Below are 20287 nucleotides of genomic sequence, written 5' to 3'. Positions count from 1 at the left end.
TCAGCATGTGCGCGTTCCAAACCCTGGCGAATGGCGGGATGTGCGGATGTCTCAAACATATGCGGTATCCTCTTGGATCAGTGTTTCTGAATTGATCCGAATATGCGCCTTTGCGGCCAAGCCGACAAACGAGACTTTCCAAGCCTTCACTTAAGTTGTACTTAATTGACTATGCCAGACCGCCTGCCCCCGCTCACCGCCCTGCGCGCCTTTGACGCCGCCGCGCGCCATATGTCCTTCGCCAAAGCGGCGGAGGAACTGCACGTCACCCCCGCCGCCCTCAGCTTCCAGATCAAGTCGCTTGAGGAACACCTGGGCACCCAAGTCTTCCGCCGCCTCAACCGCGCCGTCGAACTCACCGAAGCAGGCCGCGCCATGGCCCCCGGAATGGCCGACGGCTTCCAGACCCTCGCCGCCGCCTGGCGCGCCGCCGAACGCACTTTGGACAATGAAACATTGACGGTGACAGCCGGCCCGGCCTTCACTGCCAAGTGGCTGGCGCCGCGTCTGTACGAGTTTGCCCAAGCCCATCCCGAGATCGAGTTGCGCTTTTCCGCGACCCTGAAACTCGTGGATCTGACCCGCGACGGGATCGATGTCGCCATCCGTTTCGGCACCGGCACGGACGAAGGCGTCTACTCCTATCCCCTGCCCGCCGATGAATGGGTCTGTCCCGTCATGACGCCCGAAATGGCCGCCCGCTTTCCCACGCCTGACAGCCTGCGCGACGCGACGTTGATCTTTGACGACAGTATCGCTTTCCTGAAGCCCCCGGCCGGCTGGGACACATGGTTCCGCATGATGGGCATCGACTTTGCGCCCAAGGCCGGTCCCCGGTTCAGCCAGGCCGACCACGCCGTTGACGCTGCTCTGGCCGGGGTCGGCGTGGCGCTGGGGCGCCGCTCGGTGGTGATCAAGGATCTGGATGACGGCCGCCTCGTCGCCCCCTTCCCGAATGCGCTCGACACCGGTGTGCGCTTCCGCTTTCTGTGCAACAAGGGCGCCGAGATGCGCCCGCAGATCGTGGCATTCCGCGACTGGATCCTGACTGAAATCGAGAAAACCACACACATCACCGACCGCATGATCCGCAAACCATCATCGGATTTCCAAGCCGAATGACACGACACACCGCGACTTTGATCGGCTTTTTGGCTGTTGTGCTATGGGGCGTACTGGCGCTGTTGACGGTTGGGTCTGCGCCGACGCCGCCCTTTCTTCTGAACGCGCTTTGTTTTGCGATCGGGGGCGCGCTGGGACTGGTCTGGACAGCCGCGAGCGGCGGTCTGCGCCAACTGCGCGCGGTGCCCTTCCACGTCTATCTTCTTGGAACGCTGGGGCTCTTTGGGTATCACGCGCTCTATTTCTCGGCCCTGCGCCTCGCACCGGCGGCAGAGGCTGGGCTGATCGCGTATCTGTGGCCGTTGCTTATCGTGTTCGTATCGGGGCTGCTGCCGGGCGAAGTTCTGCGCCCCGGGCACGTGGTGGGCGCGCTTATCGGATTTTCGGGCGCTGCCTTGATCATCATGGGCGGGGCCACCGGCTTCAACGCGGATGCGCTTCCTGGCTATATGCTTGCCCTCGCCTGCGCGCTGACCTGGACAGGTTACTCGTTGGTCTCGCGCCGGTTCGGCACGGTGCCGACTGCTTCTGTGGCCGTTTTTTGCCTTGCAAGCGCTGCGCTTTCGATCCCGCTGCATCTGCTGCTGGAAGACACCATTTGGCCCGACAGCGCTCTTGGGTGGAGCAGCGCGGTCCTGCTCGGCCTGGGGCCTGTTGGTCTTGCGTTCTACGTCTGGGATATCGGCGTCAAGCGGGGCGATATCCAACTGCTCGGCACCGCGTCCTACGCGGCGCCGTTGCTATCAACTGTGGTTCTGGTGGCGGCTGGCGTGGCTGCGCCGACATGGACGCTGGCTCTTGCGGCTCTCCTGATCACAGGTGGCGCGCTGCTGGCTGCCCGCGCCAGCCTGAAGGGGACCCTTAACTCGAAAGTCGGGTGATTTCCTCTTTCAACTTCAGCTTCTGCTTTTTCATGGTGGCCACTTCCATTTGGTCGATGCCGGGCGATCGTTGGGCCATATCGACCTGATCACTCAGGCTCTGGTGCTTCTTTTTCAACTCTTCGAGATGGGCGGTCACGCTCATGCAGTCCTCCTTGCTGATAAAGTTGCACCCACAGCCAAGCACAGCTTTGCGCACAAGTCACGCCGCAGGCGCAGCATGTGGATAAGCTAAATGTAGGAGGGGTTAACTTCCCGTTAAAGGTGTAGCGCCGCTCCTGCGCGCAAAACCGCTTGGATTTCAGGCGTATAGCTTTCGGCGTCCCGTTCATGCCGGGTGCCTTCGTGAAGAATGATCGGAAAATGCAGCCTAAAATCTGCGCGGCCATTCTTTCGCGCACGGAAAATCACCAGCTCTGCCGGTTTTCCGACCCGCGGACAAAGCGGCCAGATCTCCGGGCTGCCCAATCGCCCCGACGCCCCCTCCAGCAACTCTGGCACCCGCTCGGCCCGGTGGATCATGTGCAGATAGCCCTTGTGCCGCAGCCGCCGTGCTGCCGTGTCGATCCAGGTCGCCACGGGGGTCTCCACCCCGCGCGCCGCCTCGCGCCCCTGATCCGCTGCCGCGCGCCCGGCCCCACGATCAAAGAAGGGCGGGTTCGCCAGCACGTGGTCGAAGCTGCGCGCTTTCAGGGTGTCGGGCAAATCCGTCAGATCGACCGCAAACGTGTCCAACCCATTGCGCTGTGCAAGGGTGGCATACTTGGCCTGCCGCTCCACACCCACCAACTCAAGACCGGTCACACGCGCGCCCAGACACAATGCCGCAGTGCCGACACCACAGCCCAGATCCAGCACCGATTGCCCGGATTTGGCGGGGACGGAGGCCGCCAACAGAACCGGATCAACACCGGCACGATATCCCGCACGCGGCTGCCAGAGATGCAACCGCCCACCAAGAAAGGCGTCGTGGGTGAGATCAGCGTCCAAGATCGATGTCATTGTCGGTCATGACCCGCAGGGCCGCGTCGTAGTCATCCGTCCGCACCATCAGGCGGCGGGGAAAAATTCCGATCCCGCCTTCAAGGACGCTCATATTTACGTCCATCTGAAAGCAGTCTATATCCTCGCCCTCAAGAAGGGCAGAGGCAAAGGCGATGATCGTCGGGTCAGTCGTGCGCAAAAGTTCCTTCATATCATGGATGTAGGGGCACACCGGCTTATCTGTCGAGGGGTGCTATGGGGAAAGTGATGGACGCGTCCACAATCGCAAAGCCGCATGACCGTCTGGCCGCCTATCTGGCGGAGGATCTGGAGGGCGTGAATACCCTGATCCGCGAGCGCATGGCCTCTGAACACGCGCCCCGCATCCCCGAAGTGACACAGCACCTCGTCGAAGCGGGCGGCAAGCGGTTGCGGCCCATGCTCACGCTGGCCTCGGCCCATCTGTGCGACTATCCCGGCCCCTACCACGTGCATCTCGCCGCCACGGTCGAGTTCATACACACCGCCACCCTGCTGCATGATGATGTGGTCGATGAAAGCGCACAGCGGCGCGGACGGCCCACGGCAAACCTGCTCTGGGACAACAAATCTTCGGTGCTCGTGGGCGACTATCTCTTTGCCCGCAGCTTCCAGTTGATGACCGAGACGGGGAACATTGACGTCCTGCGCATCCTGTCCGATGCGGCGGCCACCATTGCCGAGGGCGAAGTGCTGCAAATGACTGCCGCCCAAGATCTCGCCACCAATGAGGCCATCTACCTGCAAGTCGTGCGCGGCAAGACCGCCGCGCTATTCTCGGCCGCCATGGAAGTGGGCGGTGTGATTGCGGGCAAGGACGCGACCACGACGCAGGCCCTGTTCGACTACGGCGACGCGCTCGGCATCGCGTTCCAGATCGTGGACGACCTTTTGGACTACCAGGGCCAGTCCGCTGCCACCGGCAAGAACGTCGGCGACGACTTCCGCGAACGCAAACTCACGCTGCCAGTGATCAAAGCCGTCGCGATGAGCGACAGCGAAGAGCGCGCCTTCTGGTCCCGCACCATCGAAAAGGGCCAGCAAGAGGACGCGGATCTCGACCACGCCCTGTCGCTCCTGCACAAGCACGGCGCGCTTGAAGCAACCAAGGCAGACGCAATCGCATGGGCCGACAAAGCCAAGTCTTCGCTCGCCACACTGCCCGCACATGACCTGCGTGACATGCTGATTGACCTCGCCGACTACGTCGTCGAACGGATCAACTAGCCGTGCCGGCGGCTGCCCGCGGGGGGCCGCGCCGACATTGGTTCCAAGTGATTTATACCCGTCATTTGCCTATGACGCTCATATGACGCGCAATGGCTGGCATAGCGGCCGCCCGGTGGGGCGGGCAGCCGCTGGCACGGCGGGCTGACGCCCTTGATTCCGTGCCGGTCTAGGACCACCCGACCGTTCTGACCGCTCGAACCCACCAGCGCGGCTGTTTTTGGGCAATTCGATCTGCCGCAACCTCTGCCGTCTGTGCATCCGGGTAAATGCCGAAACAGGTCGCGCCAGAGCCGGACATGCGCACAATCTCCGCCCCTTTCAGCGCGGACAACGCCGCCGGAATGGCAGGATTGCCCGAAGCTGCGGGCGTCTGCAGGTCGTTGCGCTGCGCTGCAAGCCAGTCCTTGAACGCAGCGACATCGGGCCAGCCCAACCGGGCGTCCATCCCCGCATTCTCTTTCTGTCGCAACCGCGCGAACACCTCAGGCGTCGGCACATGCACACCGGGATTGACCAGCACCATGTCCAGCGCGGGCACAGCGCCCACAGGCGTCACATCCTCGCCAATCCCGCGCATCCGTTGTGGCACATCCAGCAGGCACACCGGAACATCAGCTCCCAGCGCAAGCGCATGTGCCTCTGCACCGAGCAGGCGCAGAACAGCCGCCGCGTCCGATGATCCGCCGCCAATCCCGGCGCCATGCGGCAGGTTCTTTTCAAGCGAGAAATGCCCCGTGACCCCGGCCAAGTCAGCAGCGCGCCAGATCAGGTTGCGGTCATCTGTTGGCACCCCCACCGAGAACGGACCCGACACGTCAATCCGCTTGGATGGCGCGGGAACAAACCTGATCCGGTCGCCCACATCAGCAAAAACCACAAGGGAATCAAGCAGATGATAGCCATCGGCGCGCTGGCCGGTCACATGCAGGGTGAGATTGATCTTGGCGGGCGCAAAGGCCTCAATTGTCATTCGCCACCTGCAGGGGCTCGGCACCTTCCTCGGCCAGCACCTTATCGAGCCCCACCTCCAGCTTGCGGCGCATCCGATCAGGGTCCGCCTCGCCATCAGTATCGGCAGGATCGACAAAGCTCAGCGCCCGCATCCACTGGAACCGCGCCTCGCGTATGCGGCCGACGGCCCAGTACACATCGCCGAGATGGTCATTCACAACAGGATCGACCGGCATCAACTCAACGGCGCGCTCCATATGCTCAACCGCTTCTTCATAGCGGCCAAGGCGGTACAGAACCCAGCCCAGCGAATCCACGATGTAGCCGCTGTCGGGGCTGGCCGCGACGGCTTCCTCGATCATCTCCAACGCTTCATCCAGCTTGATCTGTTTCTCGACCAGCGAATAGCCAAGGTAGTTCAACACCTGAGGCTGACCCGGGTTCAGCTCAAGGGCGCGCCTGAAATCCGCCTCTGCCTGCGGCCATTCTTTCAGCCGCTCATAGGAAATCGCGCGGGCGTAGTGCAGGAACCAGGCGCCGCGCGCTTCCGGATCCGTCAGATCCAGCGCACGATCATAGGCGGCGACCGCCTCTTCAAACTGGCTTTGCTGGCGCAGCACATCGCCCAGCGTGGAATGCACAAGCGGCAGATCGCCGAAGCGCTTGGCCAACTGTTCCAAAACCTCGATGGCCGCATCCGGCTTGCCCGATTCCCGCAGCGCCGCCGCACGGCCCAGTTCAGCAGCATGAAACGCCGGGTGGTCCGCAGGCACCTGTTTGTAGGTGGCATTGGCAAGATCGAACTGTTCTAATGTCTCCAGAAGGTCCGCATTCAAAAGCAGCGCGTCCACGTGATCCGGGCGCAAGTGCCGTGCGATGCGTCCATACAGCAGCGTGTAGTCTGCACCCGCATCCTGCCGCAGCGCACCGGCCAGCGAATAGAACACCTCAGCCATCCCGTCGCGGGCGGAGGTGATGTGGGTAAAGGCCAGTGTCTCCCCCGCCTCAAGGGCGAGATGCATGGCGTCGAGTTCCGGGTCCGTGACGGTGCCAAAGGCCGCCTTGAGCGAGGCAGCAGCTTCTTCGTTCCGGCCAAGCTGCGACAATACCTCGGCCCGGGCCATGGCGCCACGGCGGGTCTGTTGCAGGGGACCTGACCCTTCGCTTTCGAAAATCTCGCTCGCGTCCTCGAACTGACCCAATCCGGCAAGCGCCATCGCCTTGTGGTACATGGCAAAACCGCGCACGCCGCGCTGTTCCGATACGGCATCGAAACCGGCCATCGCCTCTTCGACGCGGTCCGCGCCAACCAGAGCCCAGGCGTTCAGCAGCCCATCGACCAGCGGCCCAACACCTTGGGTGTCCACATCGCGTGCCAGATAGCCGTCATAGTCTTCCCGCGCGAGCATATCGGCAATGATGACCATATGCGCGGCTTGGCTTCGCGCATCGCTCTCTTCAATCGTTTGGGCAATGGGCAGGGCGCGGTCGATGCGACCCAGCGCCATCTGCGCGACAATGGCGTCCTCCATCAACTCCAGATTGCTGGGATCACGCGCCAGCGCCGCAGTATAGTAGCGCGCCGCCGCCTCGAAGTCGCTCGTCATCGCAGCCTGACGCCCCGCCAGATAAGACCCTGCCACCGACTGGGCGGACGCGACATGCGGGGTGGTCGCCACAACGGCGGCCAAGGCGACACTGGACAAAAGCGATCGGATCAACGGAGCACTGCCTTCTTTCTGTTTAGCCCAAAGGCTAGCACGTCTGCGCATATGTGCAATGTGACCTCGCGAAATGGTCAGCACATCGCCGCCAGAAAAAACGCCGGGCTGCGGGGCCCGGCGTTTTCTTGGTCAGCATATTGGTCGCGCACCAATCACATGTTCGGGTAGTTCGGCCCATCACCGCCCTGCGGCGTGGTCCAGGTGATGTTCTGCGCCGGATCCTTGATGTCACAGGTCTTGCAGTGCACGCAGTTCTGGAAGTTGATGACAAAGCGCGTGTCCTTGCCCTCCTCCTCCACGAACTCGTAGACCCCCGCCGGGCAATACCGCGCTGATGGGCCGGCGTACTTTGGCAGGTTCTGCGCCACCGGGATCGCCGCATCCGTCAGTTTGAGGTGCGCAGGCTGGCTTTCCTCGTGGTTGGTAAAGCTGAAGGACACGTTCGTCAGCCGGTCAAAGGACAGCGTGCCATCGGGCTTTGGATAGTCGATGGGCTTGTGCTTGCTGGCCTCTTCCGTGGCATCGGCATCGTTCTTGCCATGCCCCACTGTACCAAAGAGCGAAAAGCCCAGCGTGTTGGTCCACATGTCGAACCCACCAAGCACCAACGACGCCGCCAGCCCGTACTTGGACCAGATCGGCTTCACATTGCGCACCTTCTTGAGGTCCTTGCCAATGGCCCCCTCACGCACCTCGGTCTCATAGGCTGTCAGCTCGTCGCCGGACCGCTCCGCCTTGATCGCGTCAAAGGCGGCCTCGGCCGCCGCCTTGCCCGACAGCATCGCGTTGTGGTTGCCCTTGATCCGCGGCACGTTGACCATGCCCACCGAGCAACCCAGCAGCGCCACACCTGGTGCCACCATCTTCGGCATCGACTGGTATCCACCCTCGGAGATTGCCCGCGCGCCATAGGCCACACGCTTCCCGCCCTTCAGCAGGTCCGCCACCATCGGGTGATGCTTGAAGCGCTGGAATTCCATGTAGGGGAACAGATGCGGGTTCTTGTAGTTCAGGTGGACGACAAAGCCGACATAAACCTGATTGTTCTCTAAGTGATAGATGAACGACCCACCGCCCGCATTGGATTCCAGCGGCCAGCCCATCGTGTGGGTGACAGACCCTTCCTTGTGCTTCTCGGGGTCGATCTCCCAGATCTCTTTCATGCCCAGGCCGTATTTCTGCGGCTCCTTGCCCTTGGCCAGGTCATACTTGGCGATGACCTCCTTCGACAGTGACCCGCGCACGCCCTCGGACAGGAAAACGTACTTGCCGTGCAGTTCCATGCCCGGCTCGGTGTTCTCACCGATGGAGCCATCTTCTTCGAGGCCAAAGACCCCAGCCACAACACCCTTCACTTCGCCATTGTCGCCATACACCAGCTCGGAACACGCCATACCGGGGAAGATTTCAACACCCATCTCCTCAGCCTGCTCCGCCATCCAGCGGCACACATTGCCCATCGACACGATGTAGTTGCCATGATTGTTCATCAGCGGCGGCATCGGGAAGTTGGGGATGCGAACCTGCCCCGCCTCACCCAGCATGTAGAAATTGTCGTCTTTCACCGGCACGTTCAGCGGCGCGCCCTTTTCCTTCCAGTCCGGGAGCAAAGCATCCAGACCTACCGGATCCAGCACAGCGCCCGACAGGATGTGGGCGCCCACTTCGGACCCTTTTTCCAGAACGACCACGTTCAGATCGGCATCCAACTGCTTGAGGCGAATGGCAGCCGACAGACCGGCCGGGCCCGCCCCGACGATCACCACGTCATATTCCATCGCTTCGCGTTCAATCTCGGCCATCCGGCGGCTCCCCTTTTACTCCCAGCGCGTGGCGCGCAAATTTCATCGTCGCTACCCTTTAGATAGGGCTTTCGCAATGTGGTGAACTGTCACCGTGAAAAAATCCACCAAAAATTCACGAAACGACGACACGTTACGCAAAATAACGTCACGGCGTGACATCTGATGGGCGATCCCCCAGCAAATAGCGCGGTCCCTGCCCCTTCTCGGCGGCTGCGTCACGAGGGTTGTACAAAGCACAGGCGTCCAGGCTCAGACAGCCGCAGCCGATGCAGCCATCCAAGGTGTCACGCAGCTTTTCCAGTCGCGCGATCCGCTCGTTCAGTCCATCCCGAAACTCAGTGCTGATGCGCGCCCAATCGCGCTTGTTGGGCGCGCGGTGGCGGGGCAACAGATCCAGTTCCGCCTTGATCTGCGCCAGCGAAAACCCGAACTGCTGTGCGACCATGATGAAGCTCAACCGCCTTATGTCGGCGCGCTGAAACCGGCGGCGCCCGGACGCATTGCGCCATGGGGCCACCAAACCCTCATCCTCGTAATACCGGATCGCCGAGACCGCCAAACCGGTCCGCTCCGCAATCTCGCCAATGCTCAACCCCTCGGATGGCGCCATGAAAAAAACCCCTTGACCTCAAGTTGACTTGAGGTCGCAGGATGCCCTCACCCAACCGCAAAGGAAAGGGCAAATGAAGAAAGGACCCACCCATGCCAGCCATGCTCGAACACACCAATCTGACCGTCTCGAATCCCGATACAACTGCCGCCTGGATGTGCGACCTTTTTGGCTGGCACATCCGGTGGGCCGGCAACGCGATGGAGGACGGGCGCACCGTCCACGTCGGAACGGACACGCATTATCTCGCGCTCTACACTCAAAAAACTGCGGCAAAAGGCACTGAAAGCTCCTACGCCACGATCGGCGGGTTGAACCACATCGCCATCGTGACCGATGACCTTGAACAGATCGAGAAAGGCGCGCGGACGAAAGGGTTCCGCGTGGGCCAGCACCACGAATACGAACCGGGCCGCCGCTTCTACTTCCACGACGACGACAATATCGAGTTTGAAGTGGTGCAATACGACTGACGTAGCGGCCGACGCTTCTGACCGCAAATAGTCGTTTTTTGCCCGTTGCACTTGTATCGCCGATGTCACATGGGCACACCACTCAATCCGCACGAACGGCCGGGCTCGGACCCGGCCGCTCATGCACACAAACATATGATGTCAGGACCCCGTGCACCTTCACCCGGTCTCAGAACACGAAGCGCGGTCTGCTCTGGACCGCCTTGAAACCGCAGCACCGCTTGCCAACGCGCCGCGGTTGCGGGACCTGTTGCGCTATCTCGTCACCCACAGCTTCCGGTCGGATCCAACCGCTTTCTCTGCCTATGCGGTAGGGACGGATTGCCTGGGTCTGCCGGACAGCTTTGATCCCAATTCAAACCCGCATGTGCGGGTCATGGCCGGGCGGCTGCGAAAGGCGCTCGAAGCAGCCTATGCTACCGAGGGCGCAGCACTCGGGACGGTGCGCATATGCCTGCCCACGGGCAGCCTGCGTCCGGTGTTCAAAGTCGGCGTCACGCCAGTTGCAAACAGCGCCCGCAGCACGCCTGCATCTTTTGGCATCCTGTCGAAACTGGCCGCCTTCAGTCGACCCGACCCACGCCTTGCCGACGGATTTTACGAATGCTTCTTTCCGTCGCTCACTGCGCCTGGGCACTTCATGGCGCATGTCATGCAATTCGAACAAACCGAAACCGGACACCGCTGGCGCTCAATCTGCCGCATAAAAAATCCAACATCCAGCCAAAACTGTTTGAGCCCGGTGAAATTCGAGGGCGAAGTGCTGTGCCTTGATGGGCGCATGTTCTGCATCTACGGCGAGGCTCCGGTGCCATCGACCCTGGCCTATTTCGTTATTGAACCCGAAAATCGGCGCTTTTCGGGCAACCGTCGAACATACTCATTGTTGACAGGCGTCAATGCAGCCGTCTCGGCGGATCACCGTCGCGGACCAATGGCCAGTACGATCGCGATCCAACCTCTGCCGGTCACGACCATGTCCTGCCTGCGCAAAAAGATCGCAACCACCGGGTATTACAAGATGTCGGACCCCCGCTTGCCCGACGCAGTACGCCCGCTGATCAGCAAATCGGTGTGCCTCGCAACCGGTGTCGTGCCAAACAGGTTTTTTACACAACCCGATTGCTGCCGTTGACTACGGGTCTGACGCGTCGCTTAGGTCGTGCGCCTGGATAAGGTGTTCGATCATAACCTTTGTCCGCAAAAGTGTGACTTCCAGTTCAAAACGCTCGGCTCTGGAACAAAATGAAGCCATGTCGGCCAGAACCAGAGGGACCCAGGACACATCGCCGTCTTCCGGCACAACAGTGTCACGCCGCAACCGCTCTGTTTCGCTCAGTCCGTGAGTGGTACCGGGATCGGCAGGTGTATCATGCGCGGTTGCGGCGTGCCCGAAAATCACGTCCTGGCCGTTGTAAGTGATCATTGTGACAGGCGACATCGACACGATCTCATGGGATATGTTTGTACTCGTTACACAATCTTCGAACCTGTGATCGTGCCACTGGTAGAGTGTTTTTCTCAGGCCGCGAAACTGCTCACACAAGGGCGCGGGTCCACCTGTTGACCGGCGGCTACCGCTCCCTCGGCGCTTGCCTATCGGGACCCGGACAGCAGTATAAGTAACGCCGTGAGTGTTACGGTAACACTGTCTGCATCATCGAAGACGACACCTGTGGTCGTGGTGATGCCATTGGACCTTGCATTCCCTCAGGTGTTCAGGTCAGGTATCTACCATCTCAACACACGGCGGCTCCATCGCGGGCCGCCGCATGTTCTTAGGACGACGCCGATGGAAAAGATCCCGATGACCCGCGCCGGTGCAACCGCACTGGAAACGGAACTCAAGCACCTCAAGACCGAGGAACGCCCCGCCATCATCAAGGCGATTGCCGAGGCGCGCGAGCATGGTGACCTGTCGGAAAACGCCGAATACCACTCGGCCAAGGAAAAGCAGTCTTTCATCGAGGGCCGAATCAAGGAACTCGAAGGCGTGATTTCGCTCGCGGACATCATCGACACCACCAAGCTGTCGGGCGCCATCAAGTTCGGTGCCAAAGTGACGCTGGTGGACGAGGATACGGACGAGGAAAAGACCTACCAGATTGTCGGCGAATACGAGGCCAACATCGAAAAGGGCCTTTTGAACATAAAATCGCCCATAGCGCGGGCATTGATCGGCAAGGAAGAGGGCGACAGCGTCGAGGTGCGCACACCGGGCGGTGAAAAGTCCTATGAAGTCCTGAAAATCAGCTATAGCTGAGGCCATGGCCGAAAAGCCCGAACCACAAGCGCGCCCGACGCCGCTGGGGATCTACGACAAACCCAGCGCGGATGGCATAACAGGGATCGAAGTCGCCGCCCTGATCCTGACGGCCGTCTGGCTCGTTGGGGCGGCAGCCTATTTCCTGCTTGCGGGCGACGACCCCACCGGGACGGGCGAAGGGTTGCGGTTCCTGATCACGATGCTCGCCATCTTCATGCCGGTCGCAATGATCTGGGTGGCCGCCACGGCGGCGCGCTCCAGCAAGGTCATGCGCGAGGAAAGCCAGCGTCTGCAAACCGCCATCGACGCGATCCGGCAGGCCTACATTGCCCAGAACCAGGGCCGCAACGTGGCGGATGAGCCGTCGGTGGCCCGCAAGCTCGATGAGATTGCCGCTGCCACGCGCAAGACCGAAAGCGCGCTTGCCACCTTCCAAAGCAGGCGCGAGCACGCCCCTGCCCCGCAGCAGGCAGCGCAACCCGAGGTGACGGGCGATCAACCGGCCCTCGCGCTCGGCACCAGTGCCGAAGACATCGCCCCGCCCCTCGCGGCCGAGGATTTCATCCGCGCCCTCAACTTCCCCGAAACGGCGGAAGACGAGGAAGGTTTCGCTGCATTGCGCAAGGCGATGCGCGACCGCACGACCGCGCAACTGGTCCAGGCCGCGCAGGACATCCTGACCCTGCTCAGCCAGGACGGCATCTATATGGACGACCTGCGCCCCGATCGCGCGCGCCCCGAGGTGTGGCGCCAGTTTGCCCAGGGCGCACGTGGCCGCGCCGTGGCACCGCTCGGTGGTGTAAGGGATCGTTCATCCTTGGCGCTGTCGGCTGGCCGGATGAAGCAGGACCCGATCTTCCGCGATGCCGCGCACCATTTCCTGCGCCGCTTCGATCAAACGGTATCGGCCTTCACCGAAACCGCCACCGATGCCGAGATTTCAGCGCTCAGCGACACCCGTACGGCGCGCGCCTTCATGCTGCTGGGACGTGTGGCAGGGACGTTCGACTAGCTGGCCCGCACCAGACCCCGCGATCCCACAAGCTCAAGCAACCGCCCCGCGATGTCTTCGGCCTGAAGCACCGCGTCTGGGTGATCGTGCAGCACGATGCTCGCGGGCATGGACGGATAGTCGGCCTCACGCGGCAACTGCACCAGCATCACGCCGCCTGCCGCATGCACGTCCTGCGCGCCCTCGGTGCCGTCATTGAGGTTGCCCGACAGCACCACGGCGACTGTGCCCGCGCCGTAGTGCTCGGCCGCGCTGCGAAACAGAAGGTTGACCGAAGGCTGAAAGCGGGATGCATCGGGCAAACGCCCCAGGCGCAGCTCACGCCCTTCGATCCGCGTGTGTTCCCCGCCGGGACACACCGCGATCACGCCCGGCTCAAGCGCCTGACCATCCGTCGCCTTGCGCACGGGCAATGACGCGCTGCGGGTCAGCACCTCTGTCAATTGGCTCAGACGTCCGCCATGTATCGCAACCACGATGGGTGCGTTCAGATTGCGCGGCAACACGCTCAGAACCTCGATCATGGGCTTCAGCCCACCCGCCGATGCACCGATAATGATGATGTGTTCTTGTTTTTCTGCTTGGCTCATACGGTCAGAGCATACGGCACCGCGCGGAGATTGCCACGTTCAAGCTCCGAAACCCGACCACGGGATGAAACGAACGAGGTCACCTGAGGCAACAGTCATCGCCTCGTCCGGCAATTCCACAAGCCCCTCTGCCCAGCTCAGCCCGCTGATCCGCCCCGACCCTTCGGAGGCAAAAACCTCGACCCGACCGCCGCGGATACGCGCGCGCAAGAACTCGCGCCGCCCGGCTTTCTTGGTCTTGGAAAAGGCGGCAGGCACCATGAACCCCTGCGGCCCCGACCAGTCGGCACCCGCCAGCATTGCCAAAGCCGGTGCCCCGAAAACGAGGGTACAGACCATCGCCGCCACCGGGTTGCCGGGCAGACCAAAAACCGGTTTGCCCTGCCACATGCCCAGCGCCAAGGGCCGCCCCGGTTTGATCGCGATGCGCCACAGCGCCATGGCCCCCGCTTCGTTCAAGAGGGCCGAGACATGATCCGCATCCCCCGCCGACGCGCCGCCGCTGGTAAAGATGACATCCACCTGCCCCGCCGCATGATCAAGCCGTGTCCGCAAGACATCGCGGTCATCGCGGACGTGACCGAGGTCGACAGCTTCATGTCCCAGCCGGGATATCAGGCCCATCAGCATGGGCCGGTTCGCATCATAGATCTGGCCCGGTCCCGCATCCGCGCCCGGCTGCACCAGTTCGTCACCTGTCGATAGGATACCCACCCGCAGCGGGCGGCGGGCGGTCACTTCAGACACACCGACGGCGGACAGCAAGGCGAGGTCGGCAGGGGTCAGCTTGCGGCCCGCTTGGGCGATCGCGTCACCCACCTTCACATCCTCGCCCGCCTTGCGGGTGTTGGCGCCTTGCTTGATCGGGCCAGTGAAGTGGATGGCGTTGTCTTTGACCTCGACATCCTCCTGCAGGATCACGGTGTCGACGCCCGGTGGAAGGGCGGCGCCGGTCAGGATGCGGATGGCTGTCCCCGCGGGGACACTTGTGTCGGGGGTGGCTCCGGCGGGCATATGTTGCGCGACGAGCGGGATGTGGTGGTCCCCCTCCCCGCGTCCGTTAAGGAAACCGTAACCATCTACGGCGGTGTTCGGCAGTGGGGGATGGGCGCGCGGAGCTGTGATGTCGGTTGCGAGGACGCGATCGAGGGCGTCGGAGACGGGCGCTGTTTCAGCGTCTACCACGCAGGAGAGCCGGGTGCGGAGGTCGACGAGTGCCTGGTCCACGGGGGTCCAGTGGACGCCGGGCGGCAGGGCGAAACAATCGTTCTTAAGCGGCGGCATCGGTGTCCTCGGCATGGGAAACGAGTTCAGCGGTATGGCCTGCGCCAAGGATCCAAGCTTCTTCGCGCGCGGCGTCGGGCAGGTCGGTCATCCATGCATGGAGCGTGGCGGCGGGCAGGCGTGACAGGGCGGTGGCGAGCAGGCGGACCTGCACTGCATCGCGGATGTCGTCCGATTGCGTGGCCTTGACCGCTGGTTCGATAAGACCGGGCCAGATCTCGGCCAACACCACGGGCGCGTCGGTCCAATCCTCAAAGGGCCAGACGGCGACTTCGGGGCGTGCGCGGAGGCGGTTCAGCGTGGGCAGTCCCATCAGGATCTGGCCCCCAACAGTGGGCGGGAAGGCGAGTTGGAAACAGCTTGATGCGGCCTTGGCCGCCAGATCGCAGGTGCGCCGTTCGGGGATCGTGTCGTAGCTGATCCCGGCTTTGCGGTAGGGCACGCCCGGCCAGTCGGTCTGTTTGGGCTTGCCCCAGAACGGGCCCGGGCCTTCGAATTGCGCGTTCATCTCTTCGGCCACGGCGTAACGGTTGTTGGTGCCGTCCGGCGCGTCAGTGATGCGGGCGCTGATCCAATCCCAAAGGGCGAAGGGATCGTCATCGCCGGTGATGTGGCGGGCCAGCCCACGTGGATAGCCAAAGGGGAAGTCGAAGCTCAGCAGCAGCCTGCGCCCTGTGGCAACTTCGGCGTCGATGATCTGGCTGATCTGCGCTTCGGCATCCTGCCGGGAGCGGCAATAGATAGGTGCGTCTGCCACGCCACCCCGCGCGATCCCGAGCCAGATTGCATCCTTGCTGGGCCGTGCGGGGCGACGTTTGCCTGCGGACCAGTCGGCCACCAATATCGTGTCAAACCCGGTCAAAGCCCAACCTCTGACAGTATAAAATCTGCGATGGACTTCGTGTCGTTCAGGTCGAAAACCGGGCGATCCATAGTCAATTCCGTATCGCTGGCGATGGCACGGATCGTCGGGTCGTCCGGAGCGATGAGCGGATTGCCAGTCTCTGCCCTGTGCGCCTCGACCTTCGGATGTGCGTCGCGCTTGTACCCCTCGACCAGCACCAGATCGACGGGGCTGAGCCGGGTCAGCAGATGATCGAGCGTCGGTTCGTCCTGATCACGCAGTTCCTGCATCAGCGCCACGCGGTTGCGCGAGGCAAGCAGCACCTCGGAGGCGCCAGCGACGCGGTGGCGGTGGCTGTCCTTGCCCGGGTGGTCCACGTCGAACGTGTGGTGGGCGTGTTTGACGGTCGACACGGTGATGCCGCGCCCGGTGATTTCGGTGACAAGCCGTTCCATGAGGCCGGTCTTGCCCGCGTTTTTCCAACCGACGACGCCGTAAATCTTCATGTCATGTCCTTGGCCCGCTCCAGATCGGCGGGTGTATTCACGTTGAAAAAAGCGTCTTCGTCCGGGAAGAGCGCGGTGCGGCCATCATGTTTGTCGGTCCACAGGACAACCTTGCGCAGACCGCCTTGCAAAGCCGCGCGCAGGTCGTCGCGCAGGGCCACGGGCCAAAGTCCGAAGGTCGGGTGCCGGGCCTGTCCCCGTTTCTGATCGGGCGTGGCCGCAAGGGCCAGCGGATGGTCCATCCCTTCGGTCGCAAGCTGCAGGCGTGGGACGAGGTCGCAGGGGAAGAAGGGCGTGTCGGCGGCAGCAGTGACGATGGTGTCAGCGCCTTGTTCCGCCGCCCAGTCGAGACCCGCCAGCACGCCCGCAAGCGGACCGGCAAAGCCCTCGATACTGTCGGGGATTACGGGCAGGTTCAGGTCGGCAAAGCGGGTCGGGTCGCCGTTGGCATTAAGCGCGAGGCCGTCGACCTGCGGCGACAGTCGGTCGATCACGTGGTCGATCAGGCGCGTGTCGCCTGCCCGCAGCAGCCCCTTGTCGCCACCGCCCATGCGCGTGGCAAGCCCGCCCGCGAGGATCACGCCGAGAGGTGGTTTCATGCTGCGCCCTTGCGCCCGGCGCCCTTGGGTTCGTCGCGCACGCTGGCAGGATCGGTGTCGCGGATCAGCCGCTCTTCCCCGCTGAGGCAGACAAAGCGCTGGCCGCGCATACGCCCGATGAGCGTGAGGCCCACTTCGCGCGCGATTTCCACGCCCCAGGCGGTAAAGCCTGAGCGAGAGGCGAGGACGGGGATGCCCATGAGTGCTGTTTTTATGACCATTTCGGACGTGAGGCGGCCGGTGGTGTAGAGGATCTTGTCCGCCGGGTCGGCGCCGTTCTGGAGCATCCATCCGGCCACTTTGTCGACAGCGTTGTGGCGGCCGACATCCTCCATGTAGACGAGCGGCTGGTCCTGTTGGCAGAGCACCGTGCCGTGGATTGCGCCCGCTTCGAGGTAGAGCGACGGGGTGCGGTTGATCGTGGCCGAGAGGGCGTAGAGCCAGGAGGTGCGGACCTCGGCTTGCGGCAGCGTGGTGTCCTCGAGCCCCTCCATCATGTCGCCAAAGACAGTGCCGACAGCGCAACCGCTGGTGCGCGTCTTTTTCTTCAGCTTGTCTTCGTGGTCGGTGGGGGTTTCGGTGCGGACGACGACGGTTTCGAGTTCCTCGTCATAGTCCACGCGGGTGACGGTGTCGGCATCCGTGAGCATCCGCTGGTTACGGAGGAAACCGAGGGCCAGGTAATCAGGGTAGTCCCCGATGGTCATGGCCGTGACAATTTCCTGTGAATTCAGGTAGATGGTAAGGGGCCGCTCCTCGACCACGCTGATTTGCGTCTCAGACCCGGTGTGGTCGTGGCCGGTGACGGCACGGGTGAGACGCGGCGCGCGGGGGTCGGGCGCGATGAGGTATCCTGTCGTGTCGCTGTCACGTGCCAATTGCATCCTCCCCGGGCAGCGCATACATCTTGCCGGGTTACATTAAGGCCCCCTCATGCCCATCACCACCACCAAATCCGCTTTTTGGGCGGGTGTGCGCGACGGCGCACCGTTTGTCTTCGTGGCTGGCCCTTTTGCCCTGCTCTTTGGTGTGCTGGCGACGGAGGCCGGGCTGAACGTGTTCGAGGTGATGACCTTTTCGCTGGTAGTGATTGCGGGGGCGGCGCAATTCACGGCGTTGCAGGTCATGCAGAACGAAGCGCCGACGGTCGTCGTGATCCTGTCTGCGCTGGCGGTGAACCTGCGGGTGGCGATGTATTCGGCGGCACTGACCCCTTATCTGGGCCGCGCGCCACTTTGGCAGCGAGTATTTGCAGCCTATCTGCTGGTCGACCAAAGCTATGCCCTGAGCCACGCCAAATTCGATGCCGAGCCGGAGCTGACCGTCCCGCAACGCATGGCTTACTACTTTGGCACCTGCCTGCCGGTCCTGATATTCTGGTTCGGATTGAGCTATCTGGGCGCCGCGCTCGGCACACAGCTGCCGCAGGACATTCCACTCGACTTCGCGCTGCCCATCGCATTCCTGTCTATGGTGGCGCCGATGGTGCGGACGCTGCCGCACCTGATTGCAGCCGTTGTTGCCGTCATCGTTGGCCTGCTCGCGGTTTCCGTTCCCTACTCGCTGGGCCTGATCATCGCGGGCGCGGCAGGGATGATGGCGGGCGCACAGGCCGAACTGATGCTGAAGGGGCGCGCCCCATGACCGACGGCATGACCTTGTGGACCGTGATCATCGGCCTAGGCGTGGGCAGCTTCCTTCTGCGCTTCACCTTCCTAGGCTTTGTGGGCGACCGCCCCCTGCCCGATTGGCTGCTCAGACATCTGCGCTACACGGCGGTGGCGATCCTGCCCGCGCTTGCAGCACCGCTGGTCGTCTATTCAGGCGAAAACGGCAGCGTAGACATCGCTCGGGTGGTGGCAGCACTGGCAACGCTGGGCGTGGGAATATGGACGCGGAATGTGTTTGCGGCCATCGGCGCGGGCGCGGTCACGCTCATTATTCTGATCTACGCGATCTGACGGGACGGCGGGTGGGGCGTCGTTGACGCAGTCAACGCGCTTCCGCCCCCGTCAGTCGGCAATGACCAGCTTTTCGATGCCGTCAACGATGGTGCCCTCGTCATCTTCGAAATACTTCTCTTCCACAACGCCGGGATAGGAGGCCATCTGCTCCATCAGGTTGGTGGGGAAGAACGTTGTCTTGATGCTTTCGAACCCGGGCACCTGGCGCAGCAGGTTGGTGTTGGCATTGGTGCAGAAGGCGCGGGGCACTGCGCCGTTGCTTTGCGCCAGACGCAGAGCCATCTCGGCCTGTTCGGGGGTCACTTCGACCGTCTGGCTGACCACATGGTACGTGCTGCGGGCATGGGCGCTTTTGTAGCCTTTCAGCACGGCAGGCGAGACGCCATAAAGCACGTCGTCCTGTTCCGGCACGCGGTCGTTCACGAAAGAGCCGGCCGGATCGAAGATCACACGCTGGCTGCCGTTGATCATCAGTGCGGAGTGCCCGCCCGACCCGTCCCGGTTTGACACCATTGTCAGAACCGTCAGGGTTGCGGGACCCGGTTCGCGATAGGCGACAGATGCAACACGCGCATCAGACGCATAGGGAGCTTCCGGCGGCGCGGCACATGCTGCAAGCACGGCGCATACCGCAAGGGCTGCAAACCAACGCATTCCCGAAACTCCCCAATAACTGCCTTAAATCACGTATCTTGAAAAACGCGCGTGGATCAGGAAATAAAGATCGCCATCCCGATCAGCAGGACAAGGATGACGATCACCGACCACGTCACCCAAGACATGAAACCATCAAAAGTCTTTTCCTGAACTTCGATGTCCATCTCACCGCTTTTGTGTTCTGCCATAGTCCGGTTCCCTTCCGTATCAGCTTGGGCCGCGCTTTAGCGCATCACGCGCACCCTGTCACTGCGTCTTTGCAGCACGCCCTATTCGTCTTCCAGATCCTGCACCAGTCGAAAGCCGATGCGGCGCGGTTCTGCCTGTTCCACGGCCTTGGGCAGCGCGCGCAGCATCACGTTCAGCTGGCTCACGTGCTGGATCGCTTGGGTTTTGGCCCCTGCCGGATCGGTTCCATAGAAGGTCACGATGTCGGGCGGGAAGTACCCCATCCCTTCGATTCGCAGCACGCCCGCATCGCCGCCGGTAAAGCCCATCGCTACCTCGTGTTCGTTGTCGAGGCTTTCCTCGAAGTTCTTGAGATAGAGAACGATCCGCTCATATGCCCATTGGGCCGGGCTTTTCTGCTCCGTCGGTGTCTTGGTCACACCCTTGGGCACCGGTTGGTCCGCGGCATTGCGCGCGCCGGGTTCACAATGCACCTCATGCGCACGTGGCAAGGCGGCCGCCTCGACCGCCTCGGCTGCGGTGCTGATCTGGCTGGTGATGTCGTCGCTCATGACGTT

At 62.5% G+C, this 20287-nt stretch carries 26 protein-coding genes; 9 read left to right on the top strand and 17 right to left on the bottom strand.

The genetic code is table 11. From position 1 onward, the window contains the following. Positions 1 to 171 precede the first annotated feature (171 nt). A complete protein-coding gene (locus KUV51_RS01320) occupies positions 172 to 1122 on the top strand; it encodes a transcriptional regulator GcvA (protein WP_222519820.1) in 951 nt (316 codons plus the stop codon). Further along, positions 1119 to 2003 carry a DMT family transporter gene (locus tag KUV51_RS01315; RefSeq protein ID WP_222519819.1) on the top strand — a complete coding sequence of 295 codons (885 nt, stop codon included), beginning with the start codon at positions 1119 to 1121 and terminating at the stop codon, positions 2001 to 2003. Before KUV51_RS01320 ends, KUV51_RS01315 begins: the two co-directional genes overlap by 4 nt. Here KUV51_RS01315 and KUV51_RS01310 read toward each other — a convergent pair. The 3 genes from KUV51_RS01310 to KUV51_RS01300 all read right to left on the bottom strand — a co-directional run bounded on the left by KUV51_RS01310 (position 1984) and on the right by KUV51_RS01300 (position 3198). After that, positions 1984 to 2148, bottom strand: a complete 165-nt coding sequence (locus KUV51_RS01310) for a YdcH family protein (RefSeq protein WP_222519818.1) — start codon at positions 2146 to 2148, stop codon at positions 1984 to 1986. The genes KUV51_RS01315 and KUV51_RS01310 overlap by 20 nt on opposite strands. Before the next feature lie 113 nt (positions 2149 to 2261). Continuing rightward, on the bottom strand, positions 2262 to 3005 hold the full coding sequence (locus tag KUV51_RS01305; RefSeq protein ID WP_222519817.1) for a tRNA1(Val) (adenine(37)-N6)-methyltransferase: 744 nt from the start codon (positions 3003 to 3005) through the stop codon (positions 2262 to 2264). Beyond that, complete coding sequence (locus KUV51_RS01300) at positions 2983 to 3198, bottom strand: DUF2007 domain-containing protein (RefSeq protein ID WP_147109149.1); 216 nt, start codon at positions 3196 to 3198, stop codon at positions 2983 to 2985. The genes KUV51_RS01305 and KUV51_RS01300 overlap by 23 nt, the downstream gene beginning before the upstream one ends. A 56-nt stretch (positions 3199 to 3254) precedes the next feature. Between KUV51_RS01300 and KUV51_RS01295 the strand changes: the two genes are divergently transcribed. Then, entirely contained in the window at positions 3255 to 4253 is a 999-nt protein-coding gene (locus tag KUV51_RS01295; RefSeq protein ID WP_222519816.1) for a polyprenyl synthetase family protein, read from the top strand. 169 nt (positions 4254 to 4422) lie between these two features. Here the strand turns inward: KUV51_RS01295 and KUV51_RS01290 are convergent, their stop codons facing one another. From KUV51_RS01290 to soxR, 4 genes are all read right to left on the bottom strand, one after another. Then, complete coding sequence (locus KUV51_RS01290; protein ID WP_222519815.1) at positions 4423 to 5226, bottom strand: 4-(cytidine 5'-diphospho)-2-C-methyl-D-erythritol kinase; 804 nt, start codon at positions 5224 to 5226, stop codon at positions 4423 to 4425. Then, a complete protein-coding gene (locus KUV51_RS01285; RefSeq protein WP_222519814.1) occupies positions 5216 to 6979 on the bottom strand; it encodes a tetratricopeptide repeat protein in 1764 nt (587 codons plus the stop codon). Before KUV51_RS01285 ends, KUV51_RS01290 begins: the two co-directional genes overlap by 11 nt. A 104-nt stretch (positions 6980 to 7083) precedes the next feature. Next, complete coding sequence (locus KUV51_RS01280; RefSeq protein WP_222519813.1) at positions 7084 to 8733, bottom strand: electron transfer flavoprotein-ubiquinone oxidoreductase; 1650 nt, start codon at positions 8731 to 8733, stop codon at positions 7084 to 7086. 148 nt (positions 8734 to 8881) lie between these two features. Then, positions 8882 to 9346 (bottom strand): redox-sensitive transcriptional activator SoxR, encoded by a 465-nt coding sequence (soxR, locus tag KUV51_RS01275; protein WP_222519812.1) that lies wholly within the window; start codon positions 9344 to 9346, stop codon positions 8882 to 8884. Positions 9347 to 9438: 92 nt separating this feature from the next. Between soxR and KUV51_RS01270 the strand changes: the two genes are divergently transcribed. Both KUV51_RS01270 and KUV51_RS01265 read left to right on the top strand, forming a co-directional pair. After that, a complete protein-coding gene (locus tag KUV51_RS01270; RefSeq protein WP_222519811.1) occupies positions 9439 to 9819 on the top strand; it encodes a VOC family protein in 381 nt (126 codons plus the stop codon). 151 nt (positions 9820 to 9970) lie between these two features. Beyond that, a complete protein-coding gene (locus tag KUV51_RS01265) occupies positions 9971 to 10954 on the top strand; it encodes a hypothetical protein (RefSeq protein ID WP_222519810.1) in 984 nt (327 codons plus the stop codon). Here KUV51_RS01265 and KUV51_RS01260 read toward each other — a convergent pair whose 3' ends face one another. Next, positions 10955 to 11260 carry a hypothetical protein gene (locus KUV51_RS01260; protein ID WP_222519809.1) on the bottom strand — a complete coding sequence of 102 codons (306 nt, stop codon included), beginning with the start codon at positions 11258 to 11260 and terminating at the stop codon, positions 10955 to 10957. A 351-nt stretch (positions 11261 to 11611) separates the two neighbouring features. Here KUV51_RS01260 and greA point away from each other — a divergent pair, with 351 nt between their 5' ends. Further along, complete coding sequence (greA, locus tag KUV51_RS01255; RefSeq protein WP_222519808.1) at positions 11612 to 12082, top strand: transcription elongation factor GreA; 471 nt, start codon at positions 11612 to 11614, stop codon at positions 12080 to 12082. 4 nt (positions 12083 to 12086) lie between these two features. Beyond that, entirely contained in the window at positions 12087 to 13097 is a 1011-nt protein-coding gene (locus tag KUV51_RS01250) for a hypothetical protein (protein ID WP_222519807.1), read from the top strand. Here the strand turns inward: KUV51_RS01250 and KUV51_RS01245 are convergent. From KUV51_RS01245 to KUV51_RS01225, 6 genes are read right to left on the bottom strand one after another with little or no spacing between them, the layout of a single operon-like run. Beyond that, on the bottom strand, positions 13094 to 13687 hold the full coding sequence (locus KUV51_RS01245; protein WP_222519806.1) for a chemotaxis protein CheB: 594 nt from the start codon (positions 13685 to 13687) through the stop codon (positions 13094 to 13096). The genes KUV51_RS01250 and KUV51_RS01245 overlap by 4 nt on opposite strands. A gap of 39 nt (positions 13688 to 13726) precedes the next feature. Continuing rightward, the gene (gene glp / locus KUV51_RS22230) at positions 13727 to 14914 is read right to left on the bottom strand and encodes a gephyrin-like molybdotransferase Glp (RefSeq protein WP_315898779.1); all 1188 of its coding nucleotides are present in this window, start codon (positions 14912 to 14914) and stop codon (positions 13727 to 13729) included. 43 nt (positions 14915 to 14957) lie between these two features. Beyond that, on the bottom strand, positions 14958 to 15809 hold the full coding sequence (locus tag KUV51_RS22225) for a molybdopterin guanine dinucleotide synthesis (protein WP_315898778.1): 852 nt from the start codon (positions 15807 to 15809) through the stop codon (positions 14958 to 14960). A 20-nt stretch (positions 15810 to 15829) separates the two neighbouring features. Further along, entirely contained in the window at positions 15830 to 16321 is a 492-nt protein-coding gene (mobB, locus tag KUV51_RS01235) for a molybdopterin-guanine dinucleotide biosynthesis protein B (RefSeq protein ID WP_222519805.1), read from the bottom strand. Beyond that, positions 16318 to 16920 (bottom strand): molybdenum cofactor guanylyltransferase MobA, encoded by a 603-nt coding sequence (mobA, locus tag KUV51_RS01230; RefSeq protein ID WP_222519804.1) that lies wholly within the window; start codon positions 16918 to 16920, stop codon positions 16318 to 16320. The genes mobB and mobA overlap by 4 nt, the downstream gene beginning before the upstream one ends. Further along, positions 16917 to 17804 (bottom strand): formate dehydrogenase accessory sulfurtransferase FdhD, encoded by an 888-nt coding sequence (locus KUV51_RS01225; protein ID WP_222519803.1) that lies wholly within the window; start codon positions 17802 to 17804, stop codon positions 16917 to 16919. Before KUV51_RS01225 ends, mobA begins: the two co-directional genes overlap by 4 nt. 49 nt (positions 17805 to 17853) lie before the next feature. On the opposite strand from KUV51_RS01225, the gene KUV51_RS01220 reads away from it, so the two are divergent. Together KUV51_RS01220 and KUV51_RS01215 are read left to right on the top strand one after the other, a co-directional pair. After that, positions 17854 to 18564: an AzlC family ABC transporter permease gene (locus KUV51_RS01220; RefSeq protein ID WP_222519802.1), complete on the top strand. Its 711-nt coding sequence runs from the start codon at positions 17854 to 17856 to the stop codon at positions 18562 to 18564. After that, complete coding sequence (locus KUV51_RS01215) at positions 18561 to 18881, top strand: AzlD domain-containing protein (RefSeq protein ID WP_222519801.1); 321 nt, start codon at positions 18561 to 18563, stop codon at positions 18879 to 18881. The genes KUV51_RS01220 and KUV51_RS01215 overlap by 4 nt, the downstream gene beginning before the upstream one ends. A gap of 51 nt (positions 18882 to 18932) precedes the next feature. On the opposite strand, the gene KUV51_RS01210 is transcribed toward KUV51_RS01215, so the two are convergent. From KUV51_RS01210 to KUV51_RS01200, 3 genes are all read right to left on the bottom strand, one after another. Further along, positions 18933 to 19538, bottom strand: coding sequence for a hypothetical protein (locus tag KUV51_RS01210; RefSeq protein ID WP_222519800.1), 606 nt, complete (start codon positions 19536 to 19538; stop codon positions 18933 to 18935). A 56-nt stretch (positions 19539 to 19594) separates the two neighbouring features. Next, positions 19595 to 19729: an aa3-type cytochrome c oxidase subunit IV gene (locus tag KUV51_RS01205; RefSeq protein WP_222519799.1), complete on the bottom strand. Its 135-nt coding sequence runs from the start codon at positions 19727 to 19729 to the stop codon at positions 19595 to 19597. An 81-nt stretch (positions 19730 to 19810) separates the two neighbouring features. Further along, positions 19811 to 20281 (bottom strand): DUF6173 family protein, encoded by a 471-nt coding sequence (locus KUV51_RS01200; RefSeq protein ID WP_261385594.1) that lies wholly within the window; start codon positions 20279 to 20281, stop codon positions 19811 to 19813. Positions 20282 to 20287: the final 6 nt, after the last annotated feature.

Origin of the sequence: Tateyamaria omphalii (genome assembly GCF_019802125.1) — a bacterium.
Lineage (GTDB): Bacteria > Pseudomonadota > Alphaproteobacteria > Rhodobacterales > Rhodobacteraceae > Tateyamaria > Tateyamaria omphalii_B.
Note: the sequence above shows the minus strand (reverse complement) of the source record. Positions and strands in the feature narration are given on the sequence as shown.